Raw genomic sequence first — 22,370 nt, forward strand, 5'->3', positions numbered from 1 at the left:
TTCCCTGGTATTTATCCTGATTCTCTTCCTTAGTTTATATGTGGGATTTAGTTATGGATACTAATTTCTATTTCGAAACTCTCATTATTTATACATAGAAACAAATAATTATAATTTATAAGAACCAAAAACAGGATAGAAATTGAAGGAGGGTGCTGCCAGAACTGGATATTAGCAGTTTCTCAGGCAATGCCTCAAAAATTTCCCCACTGGTTTATGTTCCCTTTTCTTTTTACATTTTGGGAGTGAAGTGATCCGAATTTCATTTTACAAAAAATAATTGAGAACCAAGAAATAACCCTTATAACCTTTAAAAATTGGAGTAAGCTATGAAGATCCTTGTACTATACTCAGGCGAACTAGGGAGAAAAGTTATCCAGAACCTGATAAACCCGGGAAATTTCTGCGTGTCCTGCGGTGAACTCTGCAACCACTGCAGACAGGCCAGGAAATCATATGCAAACCTGATCGTAGGCATTCATGAATTTCCTGAAGACTTGCCCACATTTATAGAAGAGCCCGATCAGTACATGCCTCAAAAGCTTCCGGAATGTGACCTTATACTTGCTATTGGCATCCACCCCGATCTCCTTGTAGCTCTTCCGGACGTTGTGAAGAAAACGAAGGCAAAAGCCGTAATTGCACCTGCTGAAGATTCAAAGAAAACTCCTGCAGGTGTCCTTGAGCAGCTTAGAAAAGAGCTTGAAGCTATGGGAGTTGAGTTTGAGGGACCAAGGCCTTTCTGTGCACTTGAGAAAACCGGAAAACCTGTTATAGATGCATTTGTTGACCTCGGCTTCGGAAGACCTGTACTCAGGATCGAGATGAGTCCTGATGGAAAGATGTTCATAGGTGCAGGCGTTCTCAGGGACGCACCCTGTGGCTCCACCTGGTTTGTGGCAAAGAAGCTCAGCTGGACTGACGTTTCAGATTATAAAGAAACCATCTCAGGAGCTCATCACTCATATCCCTGTACTGCCAGCATGGACAAAGACCCCCAGCTCGGTGATACTATCCTTCACAAGGCAGGATATATCATAAGAGAAGCTGCAGAAGACGCAATGGAATGTGCAAGAAAGGAAAAAGCGAGAATTTTAGCGTCCAGCAGGAACGAGGCTTCAAGCTCAAGCCTTTGAAAAACCCAATTTTTTATTTTTAATAAAAGTTTTATTAAGGTTTATTTTCAGGCTTAAGCTTGAAAATAAACCCAACCGCTGGTCTGAAACCTCTGATCCGCAACTGTTGCGTTGCAACCCTTTTTTTGAGAAGGCTTGTAGGCTTGCTTGCAGCATTTCTCTGTTAGAATAAAGCATTTTTCTGTCAGGATAAGTGACGTTAATAAGATCTGGTTTCTGAGCTCTTTTCTCCATCAGGTTCATAAATATTGGCTCAAATATATAATATCACTTACATGTTAATAGATAAACTTTTTGCTATTGCTTTCACGTTCTCTGCTAACGCCAGAGATTCGTTAGGGTTAAAGCAAGCCAGAGGGGGTACTTCAGTATGAACCAGATCGATGAGATCATAAACTCACTTGAACCAGCAACTAGGGCATTTGTAGAAAATGTAAACAAGCAGGGCGGAACACCGATCTATGAGCTTTCTCCTCAAGACGCCCGTAAAGTTCTTTCAGATTTGCAGGCGGCTGAGGTAGCAAAATTACCCGCAGATATTGAAGACCTTGACATTCCGGTCGGTCCTAAAGGACAGGTTTCAATTAGGATAGTCAGACCAGAAGGAAACAAAGAGATCCTGCCTGCTGTGATGTACTTCCACGGGGGCGGCTGGGTGCTTGGGGACAAAAATACACATGACCGTTTAATCCGGGAAATTGCTGTCGGAGCCAATGTTGCAGTTATATTTGTCAATTTCACGCCAGCTCCGGAAGCACAATATCCAGTACAGATAGAAGAGGCGTATGCAGCGACAAAATACATTGCAGAAAACGGGAAAGATCATAACCTGGATACTTCAAAGTTAATTGTTGCTGGCGACAGCGTAGGGGCAAATATGGCAGCTGCTGTCCTCCTGCTGGCAAAGGAGGGGGGCGGACCGAAAATTGCCTATCAGGTATTGTTCTATCCTGTCACGGATGCGAATTTCGATACTCCTTCGTATCAGCAGTTTGCAACCGGAGTCTGGCTTACCCGTGAAGCAATGAAGTGGTTCTGGGACAATTATCTGCCTGATAAGGAAGCCCGCAAACAGCCAACCGCATCCCCGCTGCAAGCTTCGATTGAGCAGCTCAAAGGACAGCCTCCAGCCCTTATTATTACTGATGAGAATGATGTCCTTCGCGATGAGGGTGAAGCCTATGCCCATAAGCTGATCCAGGCAGGTGTCAATGTTACAGCCGTTCGATACATGGGAACCATACACGATTTCGTTATGCTTAACCCACTCGCGGGCACACCTGCAACCTGCAGCGCAGTCGGATTGGTGAATACAACTCTTAAGAGTATTTTTGGCAAATCGTAATATAATAGCTGTAGCTTTAATTTATTTCTACAGCTTCATTTTGTATATCTCTAATTTACTCTTCAGTAGTATACGGTTTTTTTAATTATATGAAGTCTGTTATATGTGCTCAACACTTAGCGTAAGTTTATGCAAACCATACGTATATGAAGTGCGTAAACAATTGTATAATTGAAGTCTAATTCTCATTTTTATTTAAGAGGGAAATCATGAAACCGAAAATTGATTCCACCAGTTTTGGTTCGATTACTGTAGATGGAAAAACCTATGAATACGATATACTCATTCGCTTAAATGGTCAGGTTGAAAAAAGAGAAAAACAACTATCAAAGGGATTGTATGGGACTTCTCACAAAGTCTCGCTTGAGGAAGCAAAATACATCTATGAAGAAGGAACTGAAAAACTTATTATAGGAACCGGACAGACGGGTTATGTGGAACTTTCGGAAGAAGCTGATGAGTTTTTCAGGAAGAAGAATTGTGGTGTGGAACTCTTTCCGACTCCCTGGGCAATTGAACGCTGGAACGAGCTCGAGGGCAGAATAGCTGCAATGTTCCATGTAACGTGTTAATACGAAGATCAGACAGTCAGGAAGGTTATTCAAAAGATAGTTGTTTTGTTAATATCTCCTTCCTAATCGCGCACCCTTCGCCCTGTGCTATTATCCTATTATACTATCCATTTTTCATTTTCTCTTGGTTTAATTTCTTCTTTCAGTTTAATTTCTTCTCTCGGTTTAATTCCTCTTATGTTTATATCCATCTGAGGGAATGGAATTTCAATTCCTTCCTTTGTATAAGCCTCTAGTATGCCTGCAGTTAGGCTGTTCTTTACCGTTACCATATTTTCAGTTTTTGTCCAGGCTCTGAGCTGCAAGTTTATCGAGGAATTCGCAAGTTCGGTAGTCACTACTGCAGGCTCGGGATCCTGAAGGACGAGAGGATGTGTTTTCATAAGATTGAATGCTATCTCAATGGCTTTTTCAAGGTCTGATGAATAACTTATCCCTACATCAACAGAAACTCTTCTTGTGGGCATACGTGTCATATTAACAATGGAATTTCCCCAGACCAGCTTATTGGGAATTGTTATGAGCTGGTTGTCAGGGGTAAGGAGTTCGGTTGACATAACCCCTACAGCCCTTACTCTCCCTGTCTGCCCGTTTACGGTCACAGTCTCCCCCATATCTATAGGTCTAATTGCTGAAACACACACTCCAGCAGTCAGGTTTGTGAAGGTATCCTGCATGCCCAGACCAAGAACCAGACCTATTACTGCAGAAACTCCTACTATATAACTGTCCACGTCAAAATTAAGGCTTTTTAAAAAAGCAAGAATAATAATCACATAAAAGAGCACATTTAATAAACGGGTAAGAAACTGAATAGTGAGATCCGGAATATTCGTTTTCCGTATCGCATTTTTGAAAATGTGGGTAACGTACCTTGCTAAAAGGAATCCTGCAATGAGCACTATAAGTGCGAAAATCAGCCTCGATATTGTTATCCCGGTATATGGAATGACCTTCTCCATTATCTCATAACCCATTTTTACCTTCCTCGCTTCTGGCGTTCGATGGTGGAAAACTCAAAGGAGTTTCTGAATTAATAGAAACAGTTTTAATAATGTTGCGAATGATGTATAAAGTTTTCTTTTATAAGTATTTGTAGAAGTATAACGTTTTTCTATTCTGCCTTTAATCCGGAAAGTCTTTTACGGATTAAATCTTTCATAGAACTAGTTTCAAAAATATACAAAATTAGAGAAAATCTATGTAAATTTCATGATTTAATTAATTTTGTCAAATTCAGGGAAGGTTAAGGTTGAAGTGGATAAAGAAACTCTTCGGAAAAAATGAAAATTCCAGTGAGGAGACTGGTCTCAAGGAAATCAATTTTGAAGACCTGCCTGCATGGCTAGATTCCAGGTCTCAAAAGATATCTTCCCGAGTAGAAAAGGATGTATCCGGTCTTTTTAGAGATCTTGATGCTTCACTTCTGGAGCTCAAGGAAAGTAACTCAAGGCTTGCAGAAGCCAGGGTCGAGGGAGATTTTGATATAAGGGCTGTAAAGCGAGCCAAAAGCAACAGGGAAAATGTGACAAAACAGGTCACACTGTTGATAGATAAAATCAGGGTGCAGGAAAACAGAGATTTCAAAGCTCTGGAAGGCTTCTATAGAGCAGCTACACAGAATCTTAATACTTGCCTGGAGAATATGAACCGAAGTTTCAGGTATACCCGTGTTGTTTTCCCCGAGGAATCAAAAGAAGTTAGTGAGAGCCTTGCCAGCGTGGGTAGGGTTTTTAACGCGCTCGGAGAGGTAATTCTGGTAAATAAAAAGGAAATGGATGCTATTGAGGCGGCTAAATCGATTATTAAAGAGATAAATGAGCTTTCGGCTTCTATAGCAGCCGGAGAACAGGAACTCGAATCCAGAAACCGAAAAATTCAGACTTTGAGAGCAGAAGCTTCCGAAGCTAGCCAGGCTCTCAAGGATTTCAAAAAAGGAGCTGCCTGGCAGAAATTACAGAACCTGGAAGCAGAATTTTCCGCAGCCGGAGAAAAACTCAGGAAAGCCGAGGCAGGTTTGAATTCTCTTATTCTTCCGCTTTCTGGTCATCTCTCAAGAATTAAAAAACTTCATGAAAGCGGCAGATATACCCTAAAGCCGGAGGTAAAGAAGCAGCTTGATATTTGCCTTCAAGATCCCGTAAAAGCTGATCCTTCTTTTTTCCCTGAGCTTCAAAAAGTATTTGAGGACAATGCCCTGGATATGCAGACCCAGAAAAAGGAAAAAGCTCTGTCACAGGTCAAAGCAGCAATTACAGGTTTTCCCGAAAGGAAAAAAGAGTATCTTGAAGCCCTGAAGGAATTTGAGACAAAAAAAGCTGAAATTGAAGGTTTTGATACCGGAAAGCTGGTCGAACTTGAGCGTAAGGAAGCCGAACTTCTGAACAGGGCTCGTCTGCTTGAAGATGACATTGAAGACTCCGAAAAGAAACTTGCCGCTTTAAAGGAAGAACTCGAAAAGAAAAAAGAAAGCATTCTTGCTAACGCCAGTTCAATCGACAGCAGTGTAAAAATAAATTTCTGACAAGCCTTTTGAAAAAAACTGCTTGAGCGCAAGCCTTTTGAAAAAAACTGCTTGAGCGAAAAAGACGTAACCTTTGGATTTGAGAATCTTATCCCCTAACCCTATCCGGCGTGATAAACCGGCGTAACGGTTTCGGTTATTTTATGTATTCTGACAGTTTTTATCTATTGATGAGCTTAAAAAAGAGGTTTGACAATGACAGAGGCGCTTTACTTCCTTGATTGTTACCTGAAAGAGTTCGAAGCGACTGTCGAAAAGGTGATGGATGATAAATTTGTGGTCCTTGATCGCACCGCTTTTTACCCTGAAAGCGGGGGACAGCCCAGTGATACAGGAAAGTTAATCCGCGAATCTGATGGCGCTGAATTTAATGTCCTGCATGTGGGGAAGTTCAATGGAGATATCAGTCATGAGATAGCTGGTGAGACTGCCTTAAGTGGATTAAAAGCAGGGGACAGAGTAAAAGGATTCATAGACTGGGATCGCCGTTACAGGCATATGCGCATGCATACAGCAACTCATGTAATTGCGAGCGTAATTGAGAAAGAGGCGGGAGCCAAGATAACAGGAAACCAGCTTGGGCTTGATCAGAGCAGGGTGGACTTCAGCCTTGAGACTTTTGACAGGGATAAATTTGCTGATTATGAGAAAATTGCCAACGGCATTATAGCCCGGAAAAATCCTGTTAACTTATATATTGTAAGCCGCGAAGAAGCCGAAGAAAAGCTCTCAAGATTAACCACGCTGGCGAAAGGCTTTTCCGACGAAATAAAAGAAGTCCGTATGGTCGAAATCGAAGGAGTAACAATCGAAGCCTGCGGTGGAACCCATGTAAAAAACACTGAGGAAATAAAGGGTATAAAGATCACAAAACTCCAGAACAAAGGGAAAAGCAATAGAAGAATGTATTTCACACTTGTGGATTAAGCTCTGAACTGAACCTTCATTTTTGGATTCTTTCTTTCCTTATCTTCTTCTTTCCTTTTTCCATCTCTTTTTCTTGTTATTTATCTCTTATTTCTCTTTTCCTTATTATTTCTCTCTTACTTCCCTTTTTTTCTTATTATTTCTCTCTTATTCCCCTTTTTCTCTTATTATTTCCTTCTTACCTCCTTTTTTCTTTTATTATTTCCCTTCTTCCCTTATTATTTCTTTCCTATTTCATTTTTTCGCTTCCTTCTTATATTTCTTTCTTTTTTCCATTTTTTGCCTTTTTTCCTCTTTTTCCGCTCTCCTGTACTCATTTTCTTTTTTTTTCATAAGTTTATTTTCGAGGAAAATGAACTCTATATGAAAAATGAATCGACTGAAATAAGGATTTTTTTGAGTCTGAATACGATTATCTAATATAATCTGTAATTTTTGAATTACGAACAAATCAATGGGGGGTTAGATTGCTTAAACTAGGATATAAAATTGCACCTGAACAGTTTCCTCCATCGGAAATGCTTGAGCAGGTTATAACTGCTGAGAAAGCAGGCTTTGAAAGTATTGCTGCCAGTGACCATTTCCATCCCTGGAGTGAGGATGGGCAGTCCTGCTTTATCTGGAGCTGGCTTGGTGCGGCAGCTGCGTGTACTAAGAGCATAGAACTGGGAACAGGCCTGACCTGCCCTATTCTGCGCTATAACCCTGCTATTATTGCTCAGGCTGCAGCAACGATGTCCTCGCTTGCCGGAGGGCGTACCTATCTTGCGGTGGGAACAGGGGAAGCTTTAAACGAGTATCCCGTAACCCTCGAATGGCCCGAATATGAGGAACGCCAGATGCGAATGATTGAAGCAGTCAAACTTATTCGTGACTTATGGACAGGGGAGAAAATCAGTTTTGATGGGTGTTACTACCGGACAAAGGAAGCCAAATTATATACGCTGCCTAAAAACGACATTCCGATCTATATCTCTTCTCTTGTACCCGAAAGCGCTTATGTTGCAGGCTATTATGGGGACGGACTTTTAACTGTAGGAGGAAAGCCGGATATGCAGGTGTATGAGCGAATTCTATCCGAGTTTGAAAAAGGAGCTAAAGACTCGGGTAAGAGCCCGGAAAACCTGCCAAAAGCAGTGGAGCTTTTTGTTGACTATGGAACTGATCCTGAAGCTTCTATTAAGAATGTCATGAAGTACTGGGCTGGAGCATTTATACCTGCTCTTTTCGTGAATAAAATCTACACTCCCGAGATGTCTGCTCAGAATGGGCAAGTTGTGGGTCCTGATATAATACGAAAACAGTCTTGCTTTTCGGAAGATCCTGAGGATCATATTAAATTTGCAAAAAAATATATTGACCTGGGTTTCACACACCTTTATTTCCATTCGGCAGCCTCAGACCAGGTAGCTTTTCTTGAAGCCTATGGGAAAGATGTTTTACCTGCAATAAAAGAAATAGGATAAGTTTCTTTTCCGTTTTTTCATTTTTCAAGGGAAAATGAATCTGAATTGAAAATCACCTGACGTTCCATGCATCTGCAAGTCACTCGCGAATCATATAACAAAGGTGCTCAGAGTGATTTAAAACGGGCTCGATAAGCCATGATCTTTTCAGCATATTTTGGACTGTTGCGATGTTTAAATTCAATGGCGCACACGATAAACGGCGGTAGACTTGCCGAGACACTCGACCAGAGTGGTGGATCTTGCAGTTTCTGCCAGTTAACCTTTTTTGTGCCTATACGCCATTGATTCCAGACACGCACCGCTTCTTCCATACGTGCCGTCTTTTCCAATGGATCCATACCTTTGAGGCAAGATGCTTCTGCCTGTTTAAGGCTATACGCCCCGGTGAACAACAATGCCCTCTTGTAGTGCTCGCCATCAAGCCAGCGCTCGGGATTCCCGGACTCTGCGGCGTACTGCAGCGCCTTTGCTACAGTTACCGGTCCAGCATTATAAGCCAGGGCGAGCAAACGAAGCTGCTCAGCTTCCGGAAGCTGGTCGTAACGCTGACCACGTTCTTTCAGCACATTCTCCATAATGATGCGAAAGTCACGGAGTTTCTTTGTGCCTGAGTCAATGGACACTGCGGGCTGTTTGTAAATTTCACCCTTGTCTGACTGCATCAGGCCAGTATATCCACTCTTTGCGACGAGATCTTTGTTGCCTCCTGATTCGGCTGCGATAACGCCAAGGATAAGTGCCGAATCTACACCATATTTCGCAGCCGCCGCCTCTACAAGCGGGCGATACCGCTCAACCATAGAAACCACTTTATCGCTCACCTTAATTCCACCTGCGGCTGCACTCTTTGAATAACTGGGTGCAGGAGGCGTCGGAGTCAGGCGCCGTGTCACTGCGTCAGCTAACGCCGCGCGTGTAGCCGCATCAATCGTCGCATTGAAACCAAGCCCGCGTTCGGACTTGAACTTTGATATGGTCTCTTTCGTGCGCGCATCTAATAAGCCAAGCTGGGCGAATATCGACTGCTGAGCAAGTTCTTCAAATGCCCTTTGGATAAGGGCAATCTCTGTCTTAGAATCGAGCACGCCGCCAGTTCCAAGGCTGTATTTTCTGCGGAAGCGCTCGAGTGCACCCTTTGTAAGAGGTCCAAGGGCTCCATCCGGATTAAGCCGTTCTCCCTCGGCTGCGTTCAGTATTCGCTGCACAAATCGCACCAGTTCAGTGGCTGGTTTAGCTGCACTTTGTGACGGCTTTGGAACAGACGTTGCGGGAGTGGGCGTCACGGGTTTAACGGGCGTTGCAGAAGGTCTAATGCCCCTCGCTGAAATGCTTGCGCTAGGGGCAAGATCAAGATGGAAGTGAAGAATTAGAGGGTCCGGTCCGTGCCAATTCAGACCAATAACCCTGTTGTTTTTGTCCTTTACTGCCTTGCCTACAAAAATAACATTCTCACGACCGGTCTCCTGGTTAATAGCTTTTGCCACAGAAAAATCATTATAAATTACCCGCCACTCTGCCTGAATTGCCCTGGCAGCCTCTTTAACCGCCTTCAAGAACTCAATAGCCTCTTTATACGGGTAGAACTTTCGTTCATCTAAACCTTTAAGAAATAAATCAAGAGAATAGCCCCGGTTTAGGAAGCTTCCTCCGCCATGTCCCCGGTAATTTGATACATCAAAGGGTTTACGATAGCGCTGGCGTAATTCTTCGACAAATTTTACTGTAATGGGTGCTACTAGTGCCTTGCTGCTGCCACTGATCAGCTTACTGGAAACCATTGTGACTGAAACTGCAGGTGGTTTAAAGTTCAGTAAAGGTTTGATGCTGCCGGACAGAGAAAAAATCTGAAATTTCATATTCTCCTGGCGGCTTATGACCCAGGCTCTGCCAATAGCTTCAACCGTGTATTTTCCCTTATTATAATTACCCTTCCACCTGAGGCGGGCACCCTCTAGAGTATCCTGGTAATCTTGCAAAAGCCATTTAGTTATTTCCCCTGCTGATGGCGAGCCTTTTCTGAGCCTTGACCATTCTTTCCCCAAATTTGTGGCAAATTCTGTGATGTAGGCAGGTATTGCAGGACCCAGTTCTGATTCGAAACTTGGCCAATTTATGCCTTCTTCCTCAGATTGAATAAAGAACTCTTCGTCCAGTAATGGTTCTTCTTCCCCGTATACTGTTTCTTCTAAAGGGTATATCCCCTCTTCTTCCGGCTCTATCCAAATTTCTTCTGGTTCGACCCACATCTGTTGCGGGATAGACAACTTCTCTTCGGGAAAACTCTCCCTATCTACTTCATATGTATCTTCGCCCGAGTAATAGAGTTCATCAGTGCTGTATTCGGGATTCGAAAATTCTTTCTCACTGTAGGTTTCATTTTCATCCGCCGGATAATTGTCTGCGCCAGCTCGTTCTTCCCAGGAGAGCTCATCTTCCAGTTCATCCGCCTTTGTGACCTCTAACTTTCTTGCGTAGGGCTGCTCTAAGGTATCATCCCCCACGCTAAAATCTTCCTCTTGAGGTTCAGCTTCATGCTTGTAAAAGCTCTCTATCTCCGGCTCTTCTCTTTCTTCATAAATATCTTCTTCATAAAAATCTGACTCAAAAATTTTCCTTTGACTCTCTTCGAACGCGTGCGTAAATGGGCTCTCGCTAATTAGGGTTTCAAGATGTGCTTCTAACTCTGGTTCAACTTCCTTGACAAAAAGCTCCCTGTCAAGAAAGGGAGTCTCAAGGTCGCCCTCTGAGAGGAAGGGCGAATCCTCGCGTTGCTTATCCTTTGAAGGCATGGCGAAATTCCTCGGATTGTCAGAGCTGGTCGGTCTTATGTTGTCGTAACTTTCCTTGCTTTCATTTCGCGTCCGGTGATTATAGACCAGTGCCGGATGATAGTTTTCATGGCGTCCTGAAGGGCTCCTTCTTTATAAAAAGCGGACGCGGCTGCTGGAGTATTGTAAGCTCCAGTCTCAATCAATATAAGAACCCTTGAAATAGGATCAGCAATATCGAAGTAGCTCTTGGAAAGACCATGAGCCGGTAACCCAACCCGCTGTGCAATCTTGAAGAGCCTTTGTTCAGGACTTGAGGCTTCTGCCCTTAGTGATACGACGATTGGAGAATCAAACTCCACGGTCAGGTGGAACCAGGACATCATCGAGACAAAGACAAATTCTTCACGTGACAGATTACCATTTATCCTGCGCGTTGTGAGCATGTCGTGCAGCTTTTCGGCAAGATCGGCGATTTTAGCGTCGTCGGTTGGTTTAGGTCCGATCCCGTTGTTAAGATGTTCAATTCCGATCCAGACCTCTCTAAGGAACTCCTCAAATGTGGGAACAAACTCATTATTTGCTGCCTCGGCTCTGACATAGGGATATGGTTTGCCGTCCTCTGTACCGTGGTTTAGATCCATACCAAACATCCGCTGATAGGCATTCCTTCGAGAGGCGCGCAGGTCTCCCCGAATGTCGCTGGTAATGCTGGTAATAAAGAATGATGGAGGATCTCTGTAGAACAACTCTTCGGTATTTCGCAGCCAGTGCTGTGCATCTGGCAATGGAACCCCCAGTTTTTCCCCATACAGGAACTCGTACAGCACACGGCGAAATATCTCATAAATCCTGGTATTCTCGATCATGTAAGCATAGATCAGGTGATCCCATAGGACTGTACGGCGCTGCGTTGGATCCTGGGAGAAATTGAGAGCATTCTCCAGAGTCGTACCTGTTAAGGGATTTGCTGGCGGTGCGGGTCGTATTACGGCTTCCGAACCAGTGGGAGGTTCGATGCTGGCTGCCCTGCTCATCGGATTAAGCCAGAAATCGGGTACTGGAAGGATATCACTCCTGTGTCCTGGATGTCCTAAAACCTTTGCAGCATCGTGAACTCTGCTCTTCCAGGATACTTCCAGTAACGTTGTCAACTCCAGCGGATGACATTTAAAGAGGGCTAAAGCTCCCTCAGGGATTTTGCCTGCAAAACGTCTAAACATATTTTAATCCTCCATCTCTTTCTATTTCTCTATCAGAGCGGGCCGACTCTGCACAGCCCAATGGCTACGTTGTTTGTCAAATCGGATTCATCGATCTCAAATTTAGCATTGACAGTTATAATAAACAGGCAATTCGAATTAGAGCACCTTTGCATATCAAACTCGAGTTCAATGGATTTGCCTGCTGGAATTTCCGGTGTGGTTTTGTCGCTGGTCTCACTGATATTGAAGTTACTTAAGTCAACAAAGGTCACTCTGGTAGTAGATTGAGGTGCAGTCGCATTGCCTCTGTTCTCGACAGTAACCACCAGCAGTTTCTCTCCTTCCTCCCCCTCTCTCAGATTACAGAACTCCTTCAAGCCTTCCCTATCAGAAGGTGGCTTAACAGGCACTAAATCTGGAAGCCCTGCAGGAATACATCCACTTCTCCACTTTCTGTGGCTGGGAAGCTCTTCGTTCTTCAAATCCGGCTTTAATGGCACAAGCAATAGATCCCGAATCACGCTGAATTCTTTCTGGGCGATTTCTACGGTACTTTCTGTCATAGTTTGGTCTCCTCAGTTTATTATAAACCGTTAAGCGGCCTGCAAAGCGCCGCCAAGTCTTAGCATCCATTGTTCCTGTAACTTTATTGTCTCAGTTGTACGGTCAACCGATGTCGCTTTCCGCAAGCCCGTAAGAGCTAACAGACGCAAAGCCTCAGTCCAGATCCAGTGCATTGAGGTATACAGCGCAGCGCCAAGCTGTTGTTCCAGTGCCAGAAGCGTTTCCGGTTTTACACGCTCGGGATTGATCAGGGCAACAAGCGGACGTCCACCGAAAGACCGCATGGGCTTACGCAGCGTGATATTGACAATACTCGGAAGCAGAGGCACAGATTCCCTGAGTAACTGTCCGGATGTACCACCTGATGCTCTCTGCAGAGGATATTGTTGAGTCCAGGCAAGGGCAAGGTCATCCCAGGGACCTGCTCCATAGAACTGCCGGCACATCTCCACACCAAGCAGTACTCGAAGGTAGCCTACGGGATGCGGGTCGCCCGGAGGGTATCGAAAAACTATTGACTCTCCCCCGTCCACCACATCGTATAAAGAAGCCACACTTGCATAGCCGGTGTGTACAAAAGAAAAAGCGTCTGCAGCAATTTCCGACGCCCAGCTTCTCCATGCCTCTGCAACTCCCGCTGGTGCATCGGTAAGACCGGCTGCAAGAGCCGCGGAAAGTTCTTCACTCCAGCCTGTGATATGTGCTACTTGATGCCCAGCCTCATGAATCAGAGCAGTCGGACGGTGTAAGTTATGCCGGGTTATTTTGATGGCTGCAACCGGGTTTAAACTGGTCTCGTCCCAGAGGCGCAGACCGGCTTTCAGAATCGAAGCTCCCAAGCCTTTATCAATATAGGTAAGTACTATCGGGGTCGGCTTTCCAAGCTGATCGAGAATTTGAGCCATACTCCGGTGTGCAAGAGTATCACAGGCTCTTAGAAGACCTGCCATTTTCGTACTTGTGCGGGTGCTAATTGCATCAGCATAAAAGTCCAGTGTCGCCTCAACGCGCAGGTATCGCTTGCGAAAGGTCAGTAATTGACGCCTTACGGTCAATATATCGGCTGTAGAGGAGGCTGAGTTAAGGGAAGTTTGCAAGAAAGTGGCTTCGCGTTTTAATTTCTCTACTACCATGGTTAGATGCTGCCGAATTGACAAACCAAGATAGCGCTCGAGGCTATTCCACGCAGAAGGCGATGCCAGATCATCCAGATCTTGAAGCCGCATTGCAGCGGCAGTCCAGTGAGCTACCTGACGGGCGAGCTGAGTCCTGACCGCAGTATTTGGATCACTCATGCGCGTACCCCGGAGTAACTCTTATTTTCACAGTTGGTGTGCCATCTGACATTTTCAGGCTGGGAAGAGAGAGGCTTTTTTCTTTTAGAGCTTGACGAAGTTGTGGGAACCCTGGCGGATTTTCAACGATAACTACGAACGTCACACCATCAGCGGTGTCTGAGGCAGCCTGGATGAATGCCTCTGAATGTTGCTTCAGATGGTCTGAAATCCCTTTAAGAACCCACTCATTCAGCCTGCCCAGGAGAATCCTCGGAACCAGAGAAGGCAGCCGCTGGAAGACACTTGACCATTGATCCGGTGTTACGGCTTCGTGAATTATTTTCAGCCGCCCAGACGAACCTGAGAGTGCGCGGTGTAACCCACGTTTAATAGGTCTTTGCAAGCGGGCTGTAACTGTGCCAATGTGTGTATGCTGTCGAAGCTTCACGGCAATCTCTTGAGCGCGGATCTCACTCAGGAAGAGTCGAACCTCTATTTCGTTCCTGGGAAAGTTGAGAATAACCTTTACGCTTGTTGCACGGCGCATTTTAACCTGTCCTGGCGCCGCTGGAGTCATGAGAGGGCGCTTCCCGGGAATTTCAAGATAGTAAAACCGCTGCCCAACTGTGGTAGAGTAAGAGTCAATGAGATACCTGGGGTCTACATCCCTACCCAACTCCGGTTCCCCTAGCAGAAGTCCTGCTGCATCCGTTGTTAGTGGATGGAGTTGCTCATAAGCATCCTGAGTATCCAATCCAGTACTGTTTTCCTCCAGTCGGGAGATATCTGTCAGGCGTGTACCTGGAATGCTTTCATAAAGATGAACAATTGCCTCGAATTCTTCACCGGGCGCAACTCCAAGTTTTTCTTCCAGGAACTCCTCAAGAGAGATCCCCTCAAAGGTCTCGATAGCCGAAACTTTATGTGGTGAAAGCCTGGTCGGAATTTTGCGACTGAACTTTTTATACCGTTTCCTTCTCCCAGAAGGCATTGTGATCCAGGTGCCACGGAGTTTCCTTGCTTCTCCAAGGTCAGGGCGCTTTTGATAAATTTCCTCAGGAAGAACCTGTGGGAGATTTGTAGCTGCAGCCTGTTCAAAGGCTTCCAGCACAAAGCCTTCGAGAAGTTCCTGGTCATTAAGAATATAATCTGGGAGTTCAGCCACACGACGCACAGTTTCCTCAATGGTAGCAGCCACAGCCGAAGAAGCAGCACGCGACTCGTCTTCATATGTTGCTTCCAGATGGATGAGGCGCAAACCAGCATCTACAATAGCCTGTGAGAGTGCAGGGGTATGCTGAGGACCGACGAATTTCTGTATGAGCTTGCCCAGAAATTTAGCCAGAAAATCCACGACTTTTTTACGCCCAATGAGTCTGATTCCAACCTTTAGGGCTGGAAGAATGGCTGGGATAAAATTCTCAACGTATGGAGTGGGATCTTCTCCTTCCTTCAGGTGTTGCAGCTTCTCAGCAAAATCGTTCCTGGCATTGTCCAGCTCAGCCAGAGAATAAATCTCAGGAGCCTGCTGTTCAGTCAGTGCTTGGGAAACTTCCAGTTCCTGCTCAACTTCAGTGTGGGCGAAAAGTACATTTGCAACATGCTGGTCGAATTCATATTGAATCAGTGAGATCTCTGAAAGCTCGGTGTCCTCTGGTACAGGATAATTACCTTCTTCAAATTCCTTCAAAAAAGGAAGGCGCTCAGCCAATTTCTTAGCCATGGGTTGGAGTTGAACGGGTAATTTTCCAATTGCGGTCTGAACAACTCGCTTAAGTAGTGGTTTGATAAGCGCCTTGAGCTTGTTGAGTATTGGCCCAAGACCCAGCTTGGCTGCAGCGCTGATTCCCTTTTTTGCAAGGTCTACAGCCTTGCCGGCGACTTTCTTTACGACCTTTTTAAGTTTTCCCAGAAAATTTTCAAAGTTGGGAGTGAATTCAATCGAAGGCTTATACCTATCAACGATTTCTCCAATTTCATACTCTGAAAGACTTTTAATATCTCGCTGGCAAAGTTCTGTTTCCAGGCTCCCAAGCATAGCCTCGGATTCTGTAATGAGTGGAGCAAAGTGCTGGTTGAGGAATCTTTCAGCTTCGTAGCCGATAATTCTAGGATCTCCGTTTTCATGTGTAAAGCGGACTTCATAAAGGGAAGCAGCCTCGCTTACCAGGCCGTATAGAGCTTCATTGAATTCCTCGTCGTAAAGTTCATTGAGAAATTGAATGTATTCTTCAGTCTCCGGATCAATCACGCCGCCGGTTTCTTCGGATTCGTAAATAGATAAAAATGGGGTGCTGGGAGGGGTTGAAGTCTCAAAGATTTCTTGAGTTACCTCCTCCACAGCGAAACTGCTGATGTTCAGGAACGGTGCTTGATTCTTCATATCATTACCTCTTCAGGTTTTCTCGTGACATTGCGAAGGTTTTTTCCCTCTTGCAAGCAATAGAGAGCATGAGCAGGCTGGAATCTGCACGATCTGTCCGAGAGAGCATGGGCAGGCTGGAATCTGCACGTTCTGTCTGTTACTGGTTCACATCGTAGGAAGAAAAGCTGGGTCAGTCTGATACAGTGCCTTTTTGATAACTTAACTTTTCTCAGGCGCACGCTGTCAAATCAGATCAACCCACAAACTTCTCGTATTTTTGGTGTTAAACTCTCGAGTAAAATATCTCTAAGGTTGACTGTCGGATTCTATTGTTTCCTTAGCTGGCGAGCTTGATGTCCATCTTATTTGAGTAACATTGTTAACCAATACACTTCAGCAGTGCAAAATGATCAGCCTCTAACTCTTCATGCTTTTGCGCGAATTTCACTGGCCGCGTTTTTCTCCTGTAAAAAGCAACAGCTAACAGAGCACAGAGGTCTTTAGTACTGGATTGCCAGAGTTTAGCATATCAGCCAATAACCCCACTCAAATTACATCAGCAATCACAAAATTACTTGAAGCAATTGTGAGATTATTAATGCCACATCCCTGACTAACAATATTTTTAATATTGACCCCTTATAGCGATTCAGTGAATTTACCCATGTCCCCGATTGTTCACTTTGTATAAGATAAATATTAATTTAATGTAATAGTATAAAACTATATTTGTATATAACTGTTATAAAATATATATTTTGAAGCCTGGTTTCCAGTTTTTCAGACACATGGTCCGTCGATGTCCTTATCTAAAATCAGTTAAAGAATGCTGATTTATCGGCTTATCAGTCTGATTATTGACTGCTGGAATAAACAAATTTGAGTTAATAAAAGCAGTTAAAAGAAATCAGTTAATTAGAATCTGCTCATCTGGATTTGCTCATTCAGGTTTATATAGATAGACGTAGATATTGTTTGCCCGGTTGAGCAGTTATAAAAGGCGAATCTATCCTTAAAAGGGGGAAGTCAGGTTAAAATTACCTGGCTTCCTCATTCTCTTCCCAGATCCCGAAGGGGTTATTTTCAGTATCCATGCAGATTGCAAGATATCCCATACCTGGCACAGCGGTTTTTGCCATGAGCGCCTTGCCTCCGAGTTTTTCAATTTTCGCAAGGTACTCATCCACTGAGGGGACACCTATAAAATTCGTAATTTTCTGTTCTGCACTTCCCCTTTTTCCAAGGCCTCCACCTGGCCCTCTTTTTCCTTCGAGATCCTCTGTGTCAATCAGGTAATATTCCATTGTTTCTATGGGCTTTTCAAATTTCCAGCCAAACAGTTTTGAGTAAAAGCTCTTTGCTCGCTCAAGATCGTCTGCTGGAATGTCAAAGTGGACTATTGTTGGCATTTGTATTCCCCAACATTACTGGACGTTGAAGAATATAGCTCTTGGGTACACAGGTACCTTAAAGGTTTTCCAGTAAAAACCCTGGAGAAAATATGTTTTAGCATAGAGTCTCAGTATCTCTTCCCTTATGAGTTGAAGCGAGTAATCGGATTTTTGCATACACAAACATGCAAATTTATTCTGTAATGCAAATTTATTCTGTATATATTTATATATTTCAGAATATGTTTGTTTGTTAAGCAAAATTCCAGAGGATAAAGCTATGTTTTAGTTCTTTATCTCTCGATTTTTAACTGGGGTTAGCTGATCGGTACCATACCTGTATCAGGTCAATGAAAAGTGATTCCATGGCAAATGAGTACACCCAGAATTTAAAGTGCGATTACCTCGATAAAAGAGCCGTTCTTAAAGGCGAGGTTGAGCGCCAGTTAATACACTTGTCGACAGGTGTAATTTTAATTCTTTTAATCCGGGCAGCCGGAGATATGGCTCTGGCTCTCCTGCTCTTTCTGCTTGCTTCTCATGTAGCTATCTCAGTAGCCATTCTCCTCGATAAGATCCCTCTTTCATTATCTGCTTCCCTGTGCAAGTGGGGAAGGGCTTCGAAGCAGACTATACCGCTTAAAGGGACTATTCTGCTTCTTTGCGGCATAACCCTCTCTTTTATATTATTCCCTGAGGAAATCGTGTATGCCTCGATTGCGATAGTTGCTTTCGGGGACTCGGTATCAACTGCTGCAGGCGTACTGGCAGGCAAGCATAAACTGCCATATTCGGGGAAAAAAACCGTAGAAGGAACCGTTTCAGGTATAATAGCAGCCTTTCTGGCGTCTTTGTTTTTTGTGACCCCTATTCAGGCTTTTGTCGGGGCTGCAGGTGGGATGCTGTTAGAAAGCGTTATAGGTTTGCAAACAATCCGACAATTTGACTCGCAAATGATATTCAGGTTTTTTTTTAACGATAATTTTTTAATTCCTCCGTTCTCAGGTCTGCTCATGTTTATTGTGGGTTTTCTTCAATGATAATCTTTTAATTCCTCTATTTTCAGCTGCTCATGTTTATTGTGGATTTAACAAACATCTGGGGAATTTCCCGGAGCATACTCTAGACTTATATTATATGAAATCAGTTTTTATAATAATGGAGGGCATTAAATTGGTAGTGGCAGGTATTTTAAGGATAGTTCTTGGATTGATCATCCTGCTGATTTTGGTATGGCTCTTGATGAGTTTACTTTGAATGGCAGGAGAGTAAAAATGGCTGAACCCCTGTTTTTAATTTTCTTCACAGGCTGGTTCTAACCGGATTTATTAGTTCGGAATACTCTGGAAAACAGGAATGATTAAAACGCCTGATTAGAGAATATAGTGAAAAACTTGAAATTTTCCATAAAGCAGACACAAATTTTTTTACTTCTGGCTGTTTTCCAGAAATTTTTCAGTTCTCTTTCCCTCAATCCATGCTGAACAGTACCAGAAGAAAAACTGAGTAAAAAGCCATTAAAACCCCTCCTTCCCACCTTTTTATTTCCCAGCCAGTGCTGATAAACACGAGGAGTAACACGCTTATCAAAATCATAACCGGAGTTGTAAAGAATAAACTAATTTGATCAACAGCTATAGGATAGATCAACCCTGTGAGTCCGAGAATTAAAAATACGTTTGCGATGTTTGAGCCTATAATATTACCAAGGGCTATACTTCCGAAACCCTGCTTTGCTGCAGTTGCTGTCACCACAAGCTCAGGGAGGGAAGTGCCCACTGCTACAAGAGTAGTACCTATTATGGTTTCGGGAATCCCAAGGAGCTCTGCAAAGAAGATTGACTTATCTACAAAATACCTTGCCCCGATTATAACTGCTGCACAGCTGGCTATCAGGATCAGAATATCTTTTGCAAATCCTTCTCTAGGCGGACAATCCTCATCTCTGGTGCTTCCATTTCTAATGCAACTGAACTTTTGCCTTGCGCTGACTATATATTCGAACTTAAAAAAGTATATTATGAACTCCTTGAAATGCAGCTTTCCCTCGTATTTCTCGGCTTCCTCAAACAGGAAAAATACATAGGCTATAAAGATAAGTATGAAAATGATTGATTCCAGTATCGAGAGTACTCCGTTCAGGGCAAAAGCAAAGAAGAGTAAAGCTGCAAAAAGCATGACATAACCATCTCTCCTGAGCATCTCAATTTCGGTCTTCATTGGAGAGATAACTGCTGCCAGCCCGACAATGAACCCTATATTTACGATATTTGACCCAACGACATTTCCTATTACAATACCGCTTGCCTGCTGGAGAGCAGCAGTTATCGATGAAGCGAGTTCTGGAATTGATGTCCCGACTGCTACAAGGGTCAGCCCTATAACAAACTCGGAGACACCCAGCTTTTCTGCAATGGCCGAAGCTGATTTTACAAAATAGTCTGATCCCTTGGTCAGAAGAATGAGGCTAAGCATGAGGATTAGAAAGTTTTCTGAAATCATAAAAACTACATCTGGTTTATTCTTTCCTGAGTTTACTGTTAGTGATCTGACTCTTATCTAGGGAATCTCATATTAAAGGTTTTCAATTAAAATGAAAGATTAGTAATTTTATGTGCCAGGTAACTGAGGGCTTTTCACTAAAAGGCGAATGCTCTGCCTGATCTTTTATAACATGTAAATAAATCCTGATATCTGACCAGTAATAAAACTTGACACACCTGTCCTCGATCGGCTTACCATTAGTTTTATATTATAGAACTGAAGCCGGAATACAGATAAATTTATTTTAATTTATTAACTCTGAGTCTCAGTAGCTTTCAAGAAAGTTTTTCTATATATGTGATAAACTTATTTCCTGATGGAGTAATTTTCAGGCAGCAGTAGCCGTTGTGATGGAACTTTTCTCCTTAGTTCTTGTTTTAAACCAGGCTATCTTTAAGGGCACGCCTTCAATAGATGCTAACCAAAAGCCTTTGTTTGCAGGTATGTTTATTCTTTAATTATAAAAAAAAGCGAAAAGCTTCCAGACTAAAATAATCATCTTCTACCAAACGTTTGAGTTGAATTCTTTTTTATATTATATCTTACATAATACTCCAATGGAGGGTGGGCAACTTATAGGGAAAGGTAATGGCTACCTGAATTCATGGAGGTGAACTTGTAAAAAGGGATCCAAGCCAGGTTTATGAGTTTGTGACCGGCAGGGGAATAGGTTATCTTGCAAACAGAGATAACCTTGCAAAGTTTGCCGAAAGTAAGCAGGCAAGCAGTGATGTTCTGGACCTTCTAAGGGGAATATCTGAAATTGAGTATAATACCCCCTGAGATGTTACCAAGGAAATCGAATGTCTGGAAGTGAACGTGCCAGACCTCCGAAACCAGAAGAGCAGTGAATTTCTGACCAGCAATTTAAGGTATTCATAAATATCCAGGCACTATCCATGTAAAGGTCTGCCGATGATTTATTGAATACCAGAAAATATGGTGCCAGAACAAATGAAAACACCAGAAAGCCCTTCTGACAGGGAAACAAACAGGTAATGCCTGTTAGCAGGCAAACGAAACTGTGCAACAGTGAGGAAAGTAATGCAAATGGGTGTGGATCCTGCTCAGAGGGTTTTAAAAGATACAGAATATCCTGCAGAGAAGAGAGACCTTGTTAAACACGCAAAGATGTATAATGCAAGCGAGGGTGTGTTGGAAGACATCAGAAGGCTTCCGGACAAAGTATACACCAGCGCTTCAGGTGTTAACAAGGAGTTAGAAAATAAATAAACAAAACGTGGAGGAAAATTATGCAAACCAGTCCAATTGAAGTTCAAAAAGCTCTGAAGGATATAAATTATCCTGTAAGAAAGCAGGGCCTTATTGAACATGCAAAAAAACATAATGCCAGCGATGAGGTTTTGCAGGTTCTTGAAAGTCTTCCAGACAAGGAATATACCAACGCTGCTGATGTTAGTAAGGAATTCTCTGGAAAATAAAACCATTATAATGGGGGGGAAATACCAAAAACTCTCTGATGAGACCTGCGTCAGCACCTTAGATAAATAAAGAATCAGAAAACAAATAAGCAAGAAATACGGGGGAAAATTATGAGAACAAGTATGGCTGACATTGAACACGCACTGAAGGGCATCGATTTTCCTAAGAGCAAGAGCGAGATTATTAGTTATGCTCAGAGCCACGGTGCAAGCGAACAAGTAATTACTGACTTGCAGCAGCTTCCAGACAGGTCATACACCAACGCCGCCGATGTAGCTCAGGAATTCAGCGGAAAACGTGTTGGTGGAGAAAGGTAAGGGAATAATATAATAAGAATACTGCAGACATTGATAGAAATATTAATAGAAATTTAAACGAACTCTTTGAGTAATGGGGGGAAAATTATGAGAACAAGTATGGCTGACATTGAACACGCACTGAAGGGCATCGATTTTCCTAAAACCAAGAGCGAGATTGTTAGTTATGCTCAGAGCCACGGTGCAAGCGAACAAGTAATTACCGACTTGCAGCAGCTTCCAGACAGATCATACACCAACGCTGCAGATGTAGCTCAGGAATTCAGCGGAAAGCGTGTTGGTGAACAAAGGTAAGAACACAAATTCCATCAGTGAGGTAATTGGAGGTCTGGAAGATCTTCCGGACAAGGAGTGCACCAATGCTGCAGATGTCAGCAAGGAATTTGAAGAAAAATAACTCTGCTTTAGAGCAGCCAGTAAGGCATTAGAAGGGGGAGCAGGTGAAAAAGCTCTCCCACTCTACATATAAAATGGGAGGCCACAATTAAACCTCCTTTCTTTCTAAATAACGCAGTATCTGACA

21 protein-coding genes are annotated in these 22,370 nt (G+C 43.4%); 12 read left to right on the top strand and 9 right to left on the bottom strand.

Annotation, left to right across the window (positions count from 1 at the left end; translation table 11 throughout):
* The first annotated feature begins 329 nt into the window (after positions 1-329).
* Positions 330-1,136, top strand: a complete 807-nt coding sequence (locus MSTHT_RS00170; RefSeq protein ID WP_048166063.1) for a DUF166 domain-containing protein — start codon at positions 330-332, stop codon at positions 1,134-1,136.
* On the opposite strand, the gene MSTHT_RS00175 is transcribed toward MSTHT_RS00170, so the two are convergent.
* Complete coding sequence (locus MSTHT_RS00175; protein WP_148704361.1) at positions 1,125-1,370, bottom strand: hypothetical protein; 246 nt, start codon at positions 1,368-1,370, stop codon at positions 1,125-1,127. The two genes, MSTHT_RS00170 and MSTHT_RS00175, sit on opposite strands and share 12 nt — an antisense overlap.
* A 136-nt stretch (positions 1,371-1,506) precedes the next feature.
* Between MSTHT_RS00175 and MSTHT_RS00180 the strand changes: the two genes are divergently transcribed.
* Together MSTHT_RS00180 and MSTHT_RS00185 are read left to right on the top strand one after the other, a co-directional pair.
* Complete coding sequence (locus MSTHT_RS00180) at positions 1,507-2,481, top strand: alpha/beta hydrolase (RefSeq protein ID WP_048166065.1); 975 nt, start codon at positions 1,507-1,509, stop codon at positions 2,479-2,481.
* Between the two features lie 209 nt (positions 2,482-2,690).
* The gene (locus tag MSTHT_RS00185) at positions 2,691-3,053 is read left to right on the top strand and encodes an Mth938-like domain-containing protein (RefSeq protein WP_048166066.1); all 363 of its coding nucleotides are present in this window, start codon (positions 2,691-2,693) and stop codon (positions 3,051-3,053) included.
* Positions 3,054-3,151: 98 nt separating this feature from the next.
* Here the strand turns inward: MSTHT_RS00185 and MSTHT_RS00190 are convergent, their stop codons facing one another.
* Positions 3,152-4,030 (bottom strand): mechanosensitive ion channel family protein, encoded by an 879-nt coding sequence (locus MSTHT_RS00190; protein WP_048166067.1) that lies wholly within the window; start codon positions 4,028-4,030, stop codon positions 3,152-3,154.
* Positions 4,031-4,305: 275 nt separating this feature from the next.
* Here MSTHT_RS00190 and MSTHT_RS00195 point away from each other — a divergent pair, with 275 nt between their 5' ends.
* The 3 genes from MSTHT_RS00195 to MSTHT_RS00205 all read left to right on the top strand — a co-directional run bounded on the left by MSTHT_RS00195 (position 4,306) and on the right by MSTHT_RS00205 (position 7,970).
* Complete coding sequence (locus MSTHT_RS00195; protein WP_048166068.1) at positions 4,306-5,577, top strand: BAR domain-containing protein; 1,272 nt, start codon at positions 4,306-4,308, stop codon at positions 5,575-5,577.
* 195 nt (positions 5,578-5,772) lie between these two features.
* On the top strand, positions 5,773-6,504 hold the full coding sequence (alaXM, locus tag MSTHT_RS00200) for an alanyl-tRNA editing protein AlaXM (protein WP_048166069.1): 732 nt from the start codon (positions 5,773-5,775) through the stop codon (positions 6,502-6,504).
* A gap of 467 nt (positions 6,505-6,971) precedes the next feature.
* Positions 6,972-7,970 (top strand): TIGR03557 family F420-dependent LLM class oxidoreductase, encoded by a 999-nt coding sequence (locus MSTHT_RS00205; RefSeq protein ID WP_048166070.1) that lies wholly within the window; start codon positions 6,972-6,974, stop codon positions 7,968-7,970.
* A gap of 107 nt (positions 7,971-8,077) precedes the next feature.
* On the opposite strand, the gene MSTHT_RS13605 is transcribed toward MSTHT_RS00205, so the two are convergent.
* The 6 genes from MSTHT_RS13605 to MSTHT_RS00235 form a co-directional block, all read right to left on the bottom strand.
* Positions 8,078-10,762, bottom strand: coding sequence for a transglycosylase SLT domain-containing protein (locus MSTHT_RS13605; RefSeq protein WP_052721776.1), 2,685 nt, complete (start codon positions 10,760-10,762; stop codon positions 8,078-8,080).
* A gap of 35 nt (positions 10,763-10,797) precedes the next feature.
* Positions 10,798-11,964 carry a hypothetical protein gene (locus tag MSTHT_RS00215; protein WP_048166071.1) on the bottom strand — a complete coding sequence of 389 codons (1,167 nt, stop codon included), beginning with the start codon at positions 11,962-11,964 and terminating at the stop codon, positions 10,798-10,800.
* Positions 11,965-11,996: 32 nt separating this feature from the next.
* On the bottom strand, positions 11,997-12,509 hold the full coding sequence (locus tag MSTHT_RS00220) for a CARDB domain-containing protein (protein ID WP_048166072.1): 513 nt from the start codon (positions 12,507-12,509) through the stop codon (positions 11,997-11,999).
* A gap of 30 nt (positions 12,510-12,539) precedes the next feature.
* On the bottom strand, positions 12,540-13,805 hold the full coding sequence (locus tag MSTHT_RS00225) for a hypothetical protein (RefSeq protein WP_048166073.1): 1,266 nt from the start codon (positions 13,803-13,805) through the stop codon (positions 12,540-12,542).
* Positions 13,798-16,170, bottom strand: coding sequence for a hypothetical protein (locus MSTHT_RS00230; protein ID WP_048166074.1), 2,373 nt, complete (start codon positions 16,168-16,170; stop codon positions 13,798-13,800). The genes MSTHT_RS00225 and MSTHT_RS00230 overlap by 8 nt, the downstream gene beginning before the upstream one ends.
* Before the next feature lie 1,019 nt (positions 16,171-17,189).
* On the bottom strand, positions 17,190-17,561 hold the full coding sequence (locus MSTHT_RS00235) for a VOC family protein (RefSeq protein ID WP_048166075.1): 372 nt from the start codon (positions 17,559-17,561) through the stop codon (positions 17,190-17,192).
* Positions 17,562-17,908: 347 nt separating this feature from the next.
* Between MSTHT_RS00235 and MSTHT_RS00245 the strand changes: the two genes are divergently transcribed.
* Positions 17,909-18,583, top strand: coding sequence for a diacylglycerol/polyprenol kinase family protein (locus tag MSTHT_RS00245; protein WP_048168251.1), 675 nt, complete (start codon positions 17,909-17,911; stop codon positions 18,581-18,583).
* 430 nt (positions 18,584-19,013) lie between these two features.
* Here the strand turns inward: MSTHT_RS00245 and MSTHT_RS00250 are convergent, their stop codons facing one another.
* The gene (locus tag MSTHT_RS00250) at positions 19,014-20,045 is read right to left on the bottom strand and encodes a calcium/sodium antiporter (RefSeq protein ID WP_048166077.1); all 1,032 of its coding nucleotides are present in this window, start codon (positions 20,043-20,045) and stop codon (positions 19,014-19,016) included.
* Between the two features lie 693 nt (positions 20,046-20,738).
* Between MSTHT_RS00250 and MSTHT_RS13845 the strand changes: the two genes are divergently transcribed.
* The 5 genes from MSTHT_RS13845 to MSTHT_RS00270 all read left to right on the top strand — a co-directional run bounded on the left by MSTHT_RS13845 (position 20,739) and on the right by MSTHT_RS00270 (position 22,141).
* Entirely contained in the window at positions 20,739-20,870 is a 132-nt protein-coding gene (locus MSTHT_RS13845) for a DUF2795 domain-containing protein (protein WP_181952239.1), read from the top strand.
* Positions 20,871-21,131: 261 nt separating this feature from the next.
* Positions 21,132-21,320, top strand: a complete 189-nt coding sequence (locus MSTHT_RS00255; protein ID WP_048166078.1) for a DUF2795 domain-containing protein — start codon at positions 21,132-21,134, stop codon at positions 21,318-21,320.
* 20 nt (positions 21,321-21,340) lie between these two features.
* Complete coding sequence (locus MSTHT_RS00260; RefSeq protein ID WP_048166079.1) at positions 21,341-21,529, top strand: DUF2795 domain-containing protein; 189 nt, start codon at positions 21,341-21,343, stop codon at positions 21,527-21,529.
* Between the two features lie 111 nt (positions 21,530-21,640).
* Positions 21,641-21,847: a DUF2795 domain-containing protein gene (locus MSTHT_RS00265; protein ID WP_048166080.1), complete on the top strand. Its 207-nt coding sequence runs from the start codon at positions 21,641-21,643 to the stop codon at positions 21,845-21,847.
* 87 nt (positions 21,848-21,934) lie between these two features.
* The gene (locus MSTHT_RS00270) at positions 21,935-22,141 is read left to right on the top strand and encodes a DUF2795 domain-containing protein (protein ID WP_048166081.1); all 207 of its coding nucleotides are present in this window, start codon (positions 21,935-21,937) and stop codon (positions 22,139-22,141) included.
* Positions 22,142-22,370 lie beyond the last annotated feature (229 nt).

The organism is Methanosarcina thermophila TM-1 (assembly GCF_000969885.1).
Taxonomy (GTDB): Archaea; Halobacteriota; Methanosarcinia; order Methanosarcinales; family Methanosarcinaceae; genus Methanosarcina; species Methanosarcina thermophila.

Bases quoted from the DNA above. Each gene is read 5' to 3' on its own strand.
- MSTHT_RS00185 (WP_048166066.1), top strand. From the start codon at position 2,691: ATGAAACCGAAAATTGATTCCACCAGTTTTGGTTCGATTACTGTAGAT.
- MSTHT_RS00270 (WP_048166081.1), top strand. From the start codon at position 21,935: ATGAGAACAAGTATGGCTGACATTGAACACGCACTGAAGGGCATCGAT.
- MSTHT_RS00215 (WP_048166071.1), bottom strand. From the start codon at position 11,964: ATGTTTAGACGTTTTGCAGGCAAAATCCCTGAGGGAGCTTTAGCCCTC.
- MSTHT_RS00260 (WP_048166079.1), top strand. From the start codon at position 21,341: ATGCAAACCAGTCCAATTGAAGTTCAAAAAGCTCTGAAGGATATAAAT.
- MSTHT_RS00190 (WP_048166067.1), bottom strand. From the start codon at position 4,030: ATGGGTTATGAGATAATGGAGAAGGTCATTCCATATACCGGGATAACA.
- MSTHT_RS00170 (WP_048166063.1), top strand. From the start codon at position 330: ATGAAGATCCTTGTACTATACTCAGGCGAACTAGGGAGAAAAGTTATC.
- alaXM (WP_048166069.1), top strand. From the start codon at position 5,773: ATGACAGAGGCGCTTTACTTCCTTGATTGTTACCTGAAAGAGTTCGAA.
- MSTHT_RS00255 (WP_048166078.1), top strand. From the start codon at position 21,132: ATGCAAATGGGTGTGGATCCTGCTCAGAGGGTTTTAAAAGATACAGAA.
- MSTHT_RS00220 (WP_048166072.1), bottom strand. From the start codon at position 12,509: ATGACAGAAAGTACCGTAGAAATCGCCCAGAAAGAATTCAGCGTGATT.
- MSTHT_RS00245 (WP_048168251.1), top strand. From the start codon at position 17,909: ATGGCAAATGAGTACACCCAGAATTTAAAGTGCGATTACCTCGATAAA.
- MSTHT_RS00225 (WP_048166073.1), bottom strand. From the start codon at position 13,805: ATGAGTGATCCAAATACTGCGGTCAGGACTCAGCTCGCCCGTCAGGTA.
- MSTHT_RS00180 (WP_048166065.1), top strand. From the start codon at position 1,507: ATGAACCAGATCGATGAGATCATAAACTCACTTGAACCAGCAACTAGG.
- MSTHT_RS00235 (WP_048166075.1), bottom strand. From the start codon at position 17,561: ATGCCAACAATAGTCCACTTTGACATTCCAGCAGACGATCTTGAGCGA.
- MSTHT_RS00250 (WP_048166077.1), bottom strand. From the start codon at position 20,045: ATGATTTCAGAAAACTTTCTAATCCTCATGCTTAGCCTCATTCTTCTG.
- MSTHT_RS00265 (WP_048166080.1), top strand. From the start codon at position 21,641: ATGAGAACAAGTATGGCTGACATTGAACACGCACTGAAGGGCATCGAT.
- MSTHT_RS13605 (WP_052721776.1), bottom strand. From the start codon at position 10,762: ATGCCTTCAAAGGATAAGCAACGCGAGGATTCGCCCTTCCTCTCAGAG.
- MSTHT_RS00230 (WP_048166074.1), bottom strand. From the start codon at position 16,170: ATGAAGAATCAAGCACCGTTCCTGAACATCAGCAGTTTCGCTGTGGAG.
- MSTHT_RS00175 (WP_148704361.1), bottom strand. From the start codon at position 1,370: ATGGAGAAAAGAGCTCAGAAACCAGATCTTATTAACGTCACTTATCCT.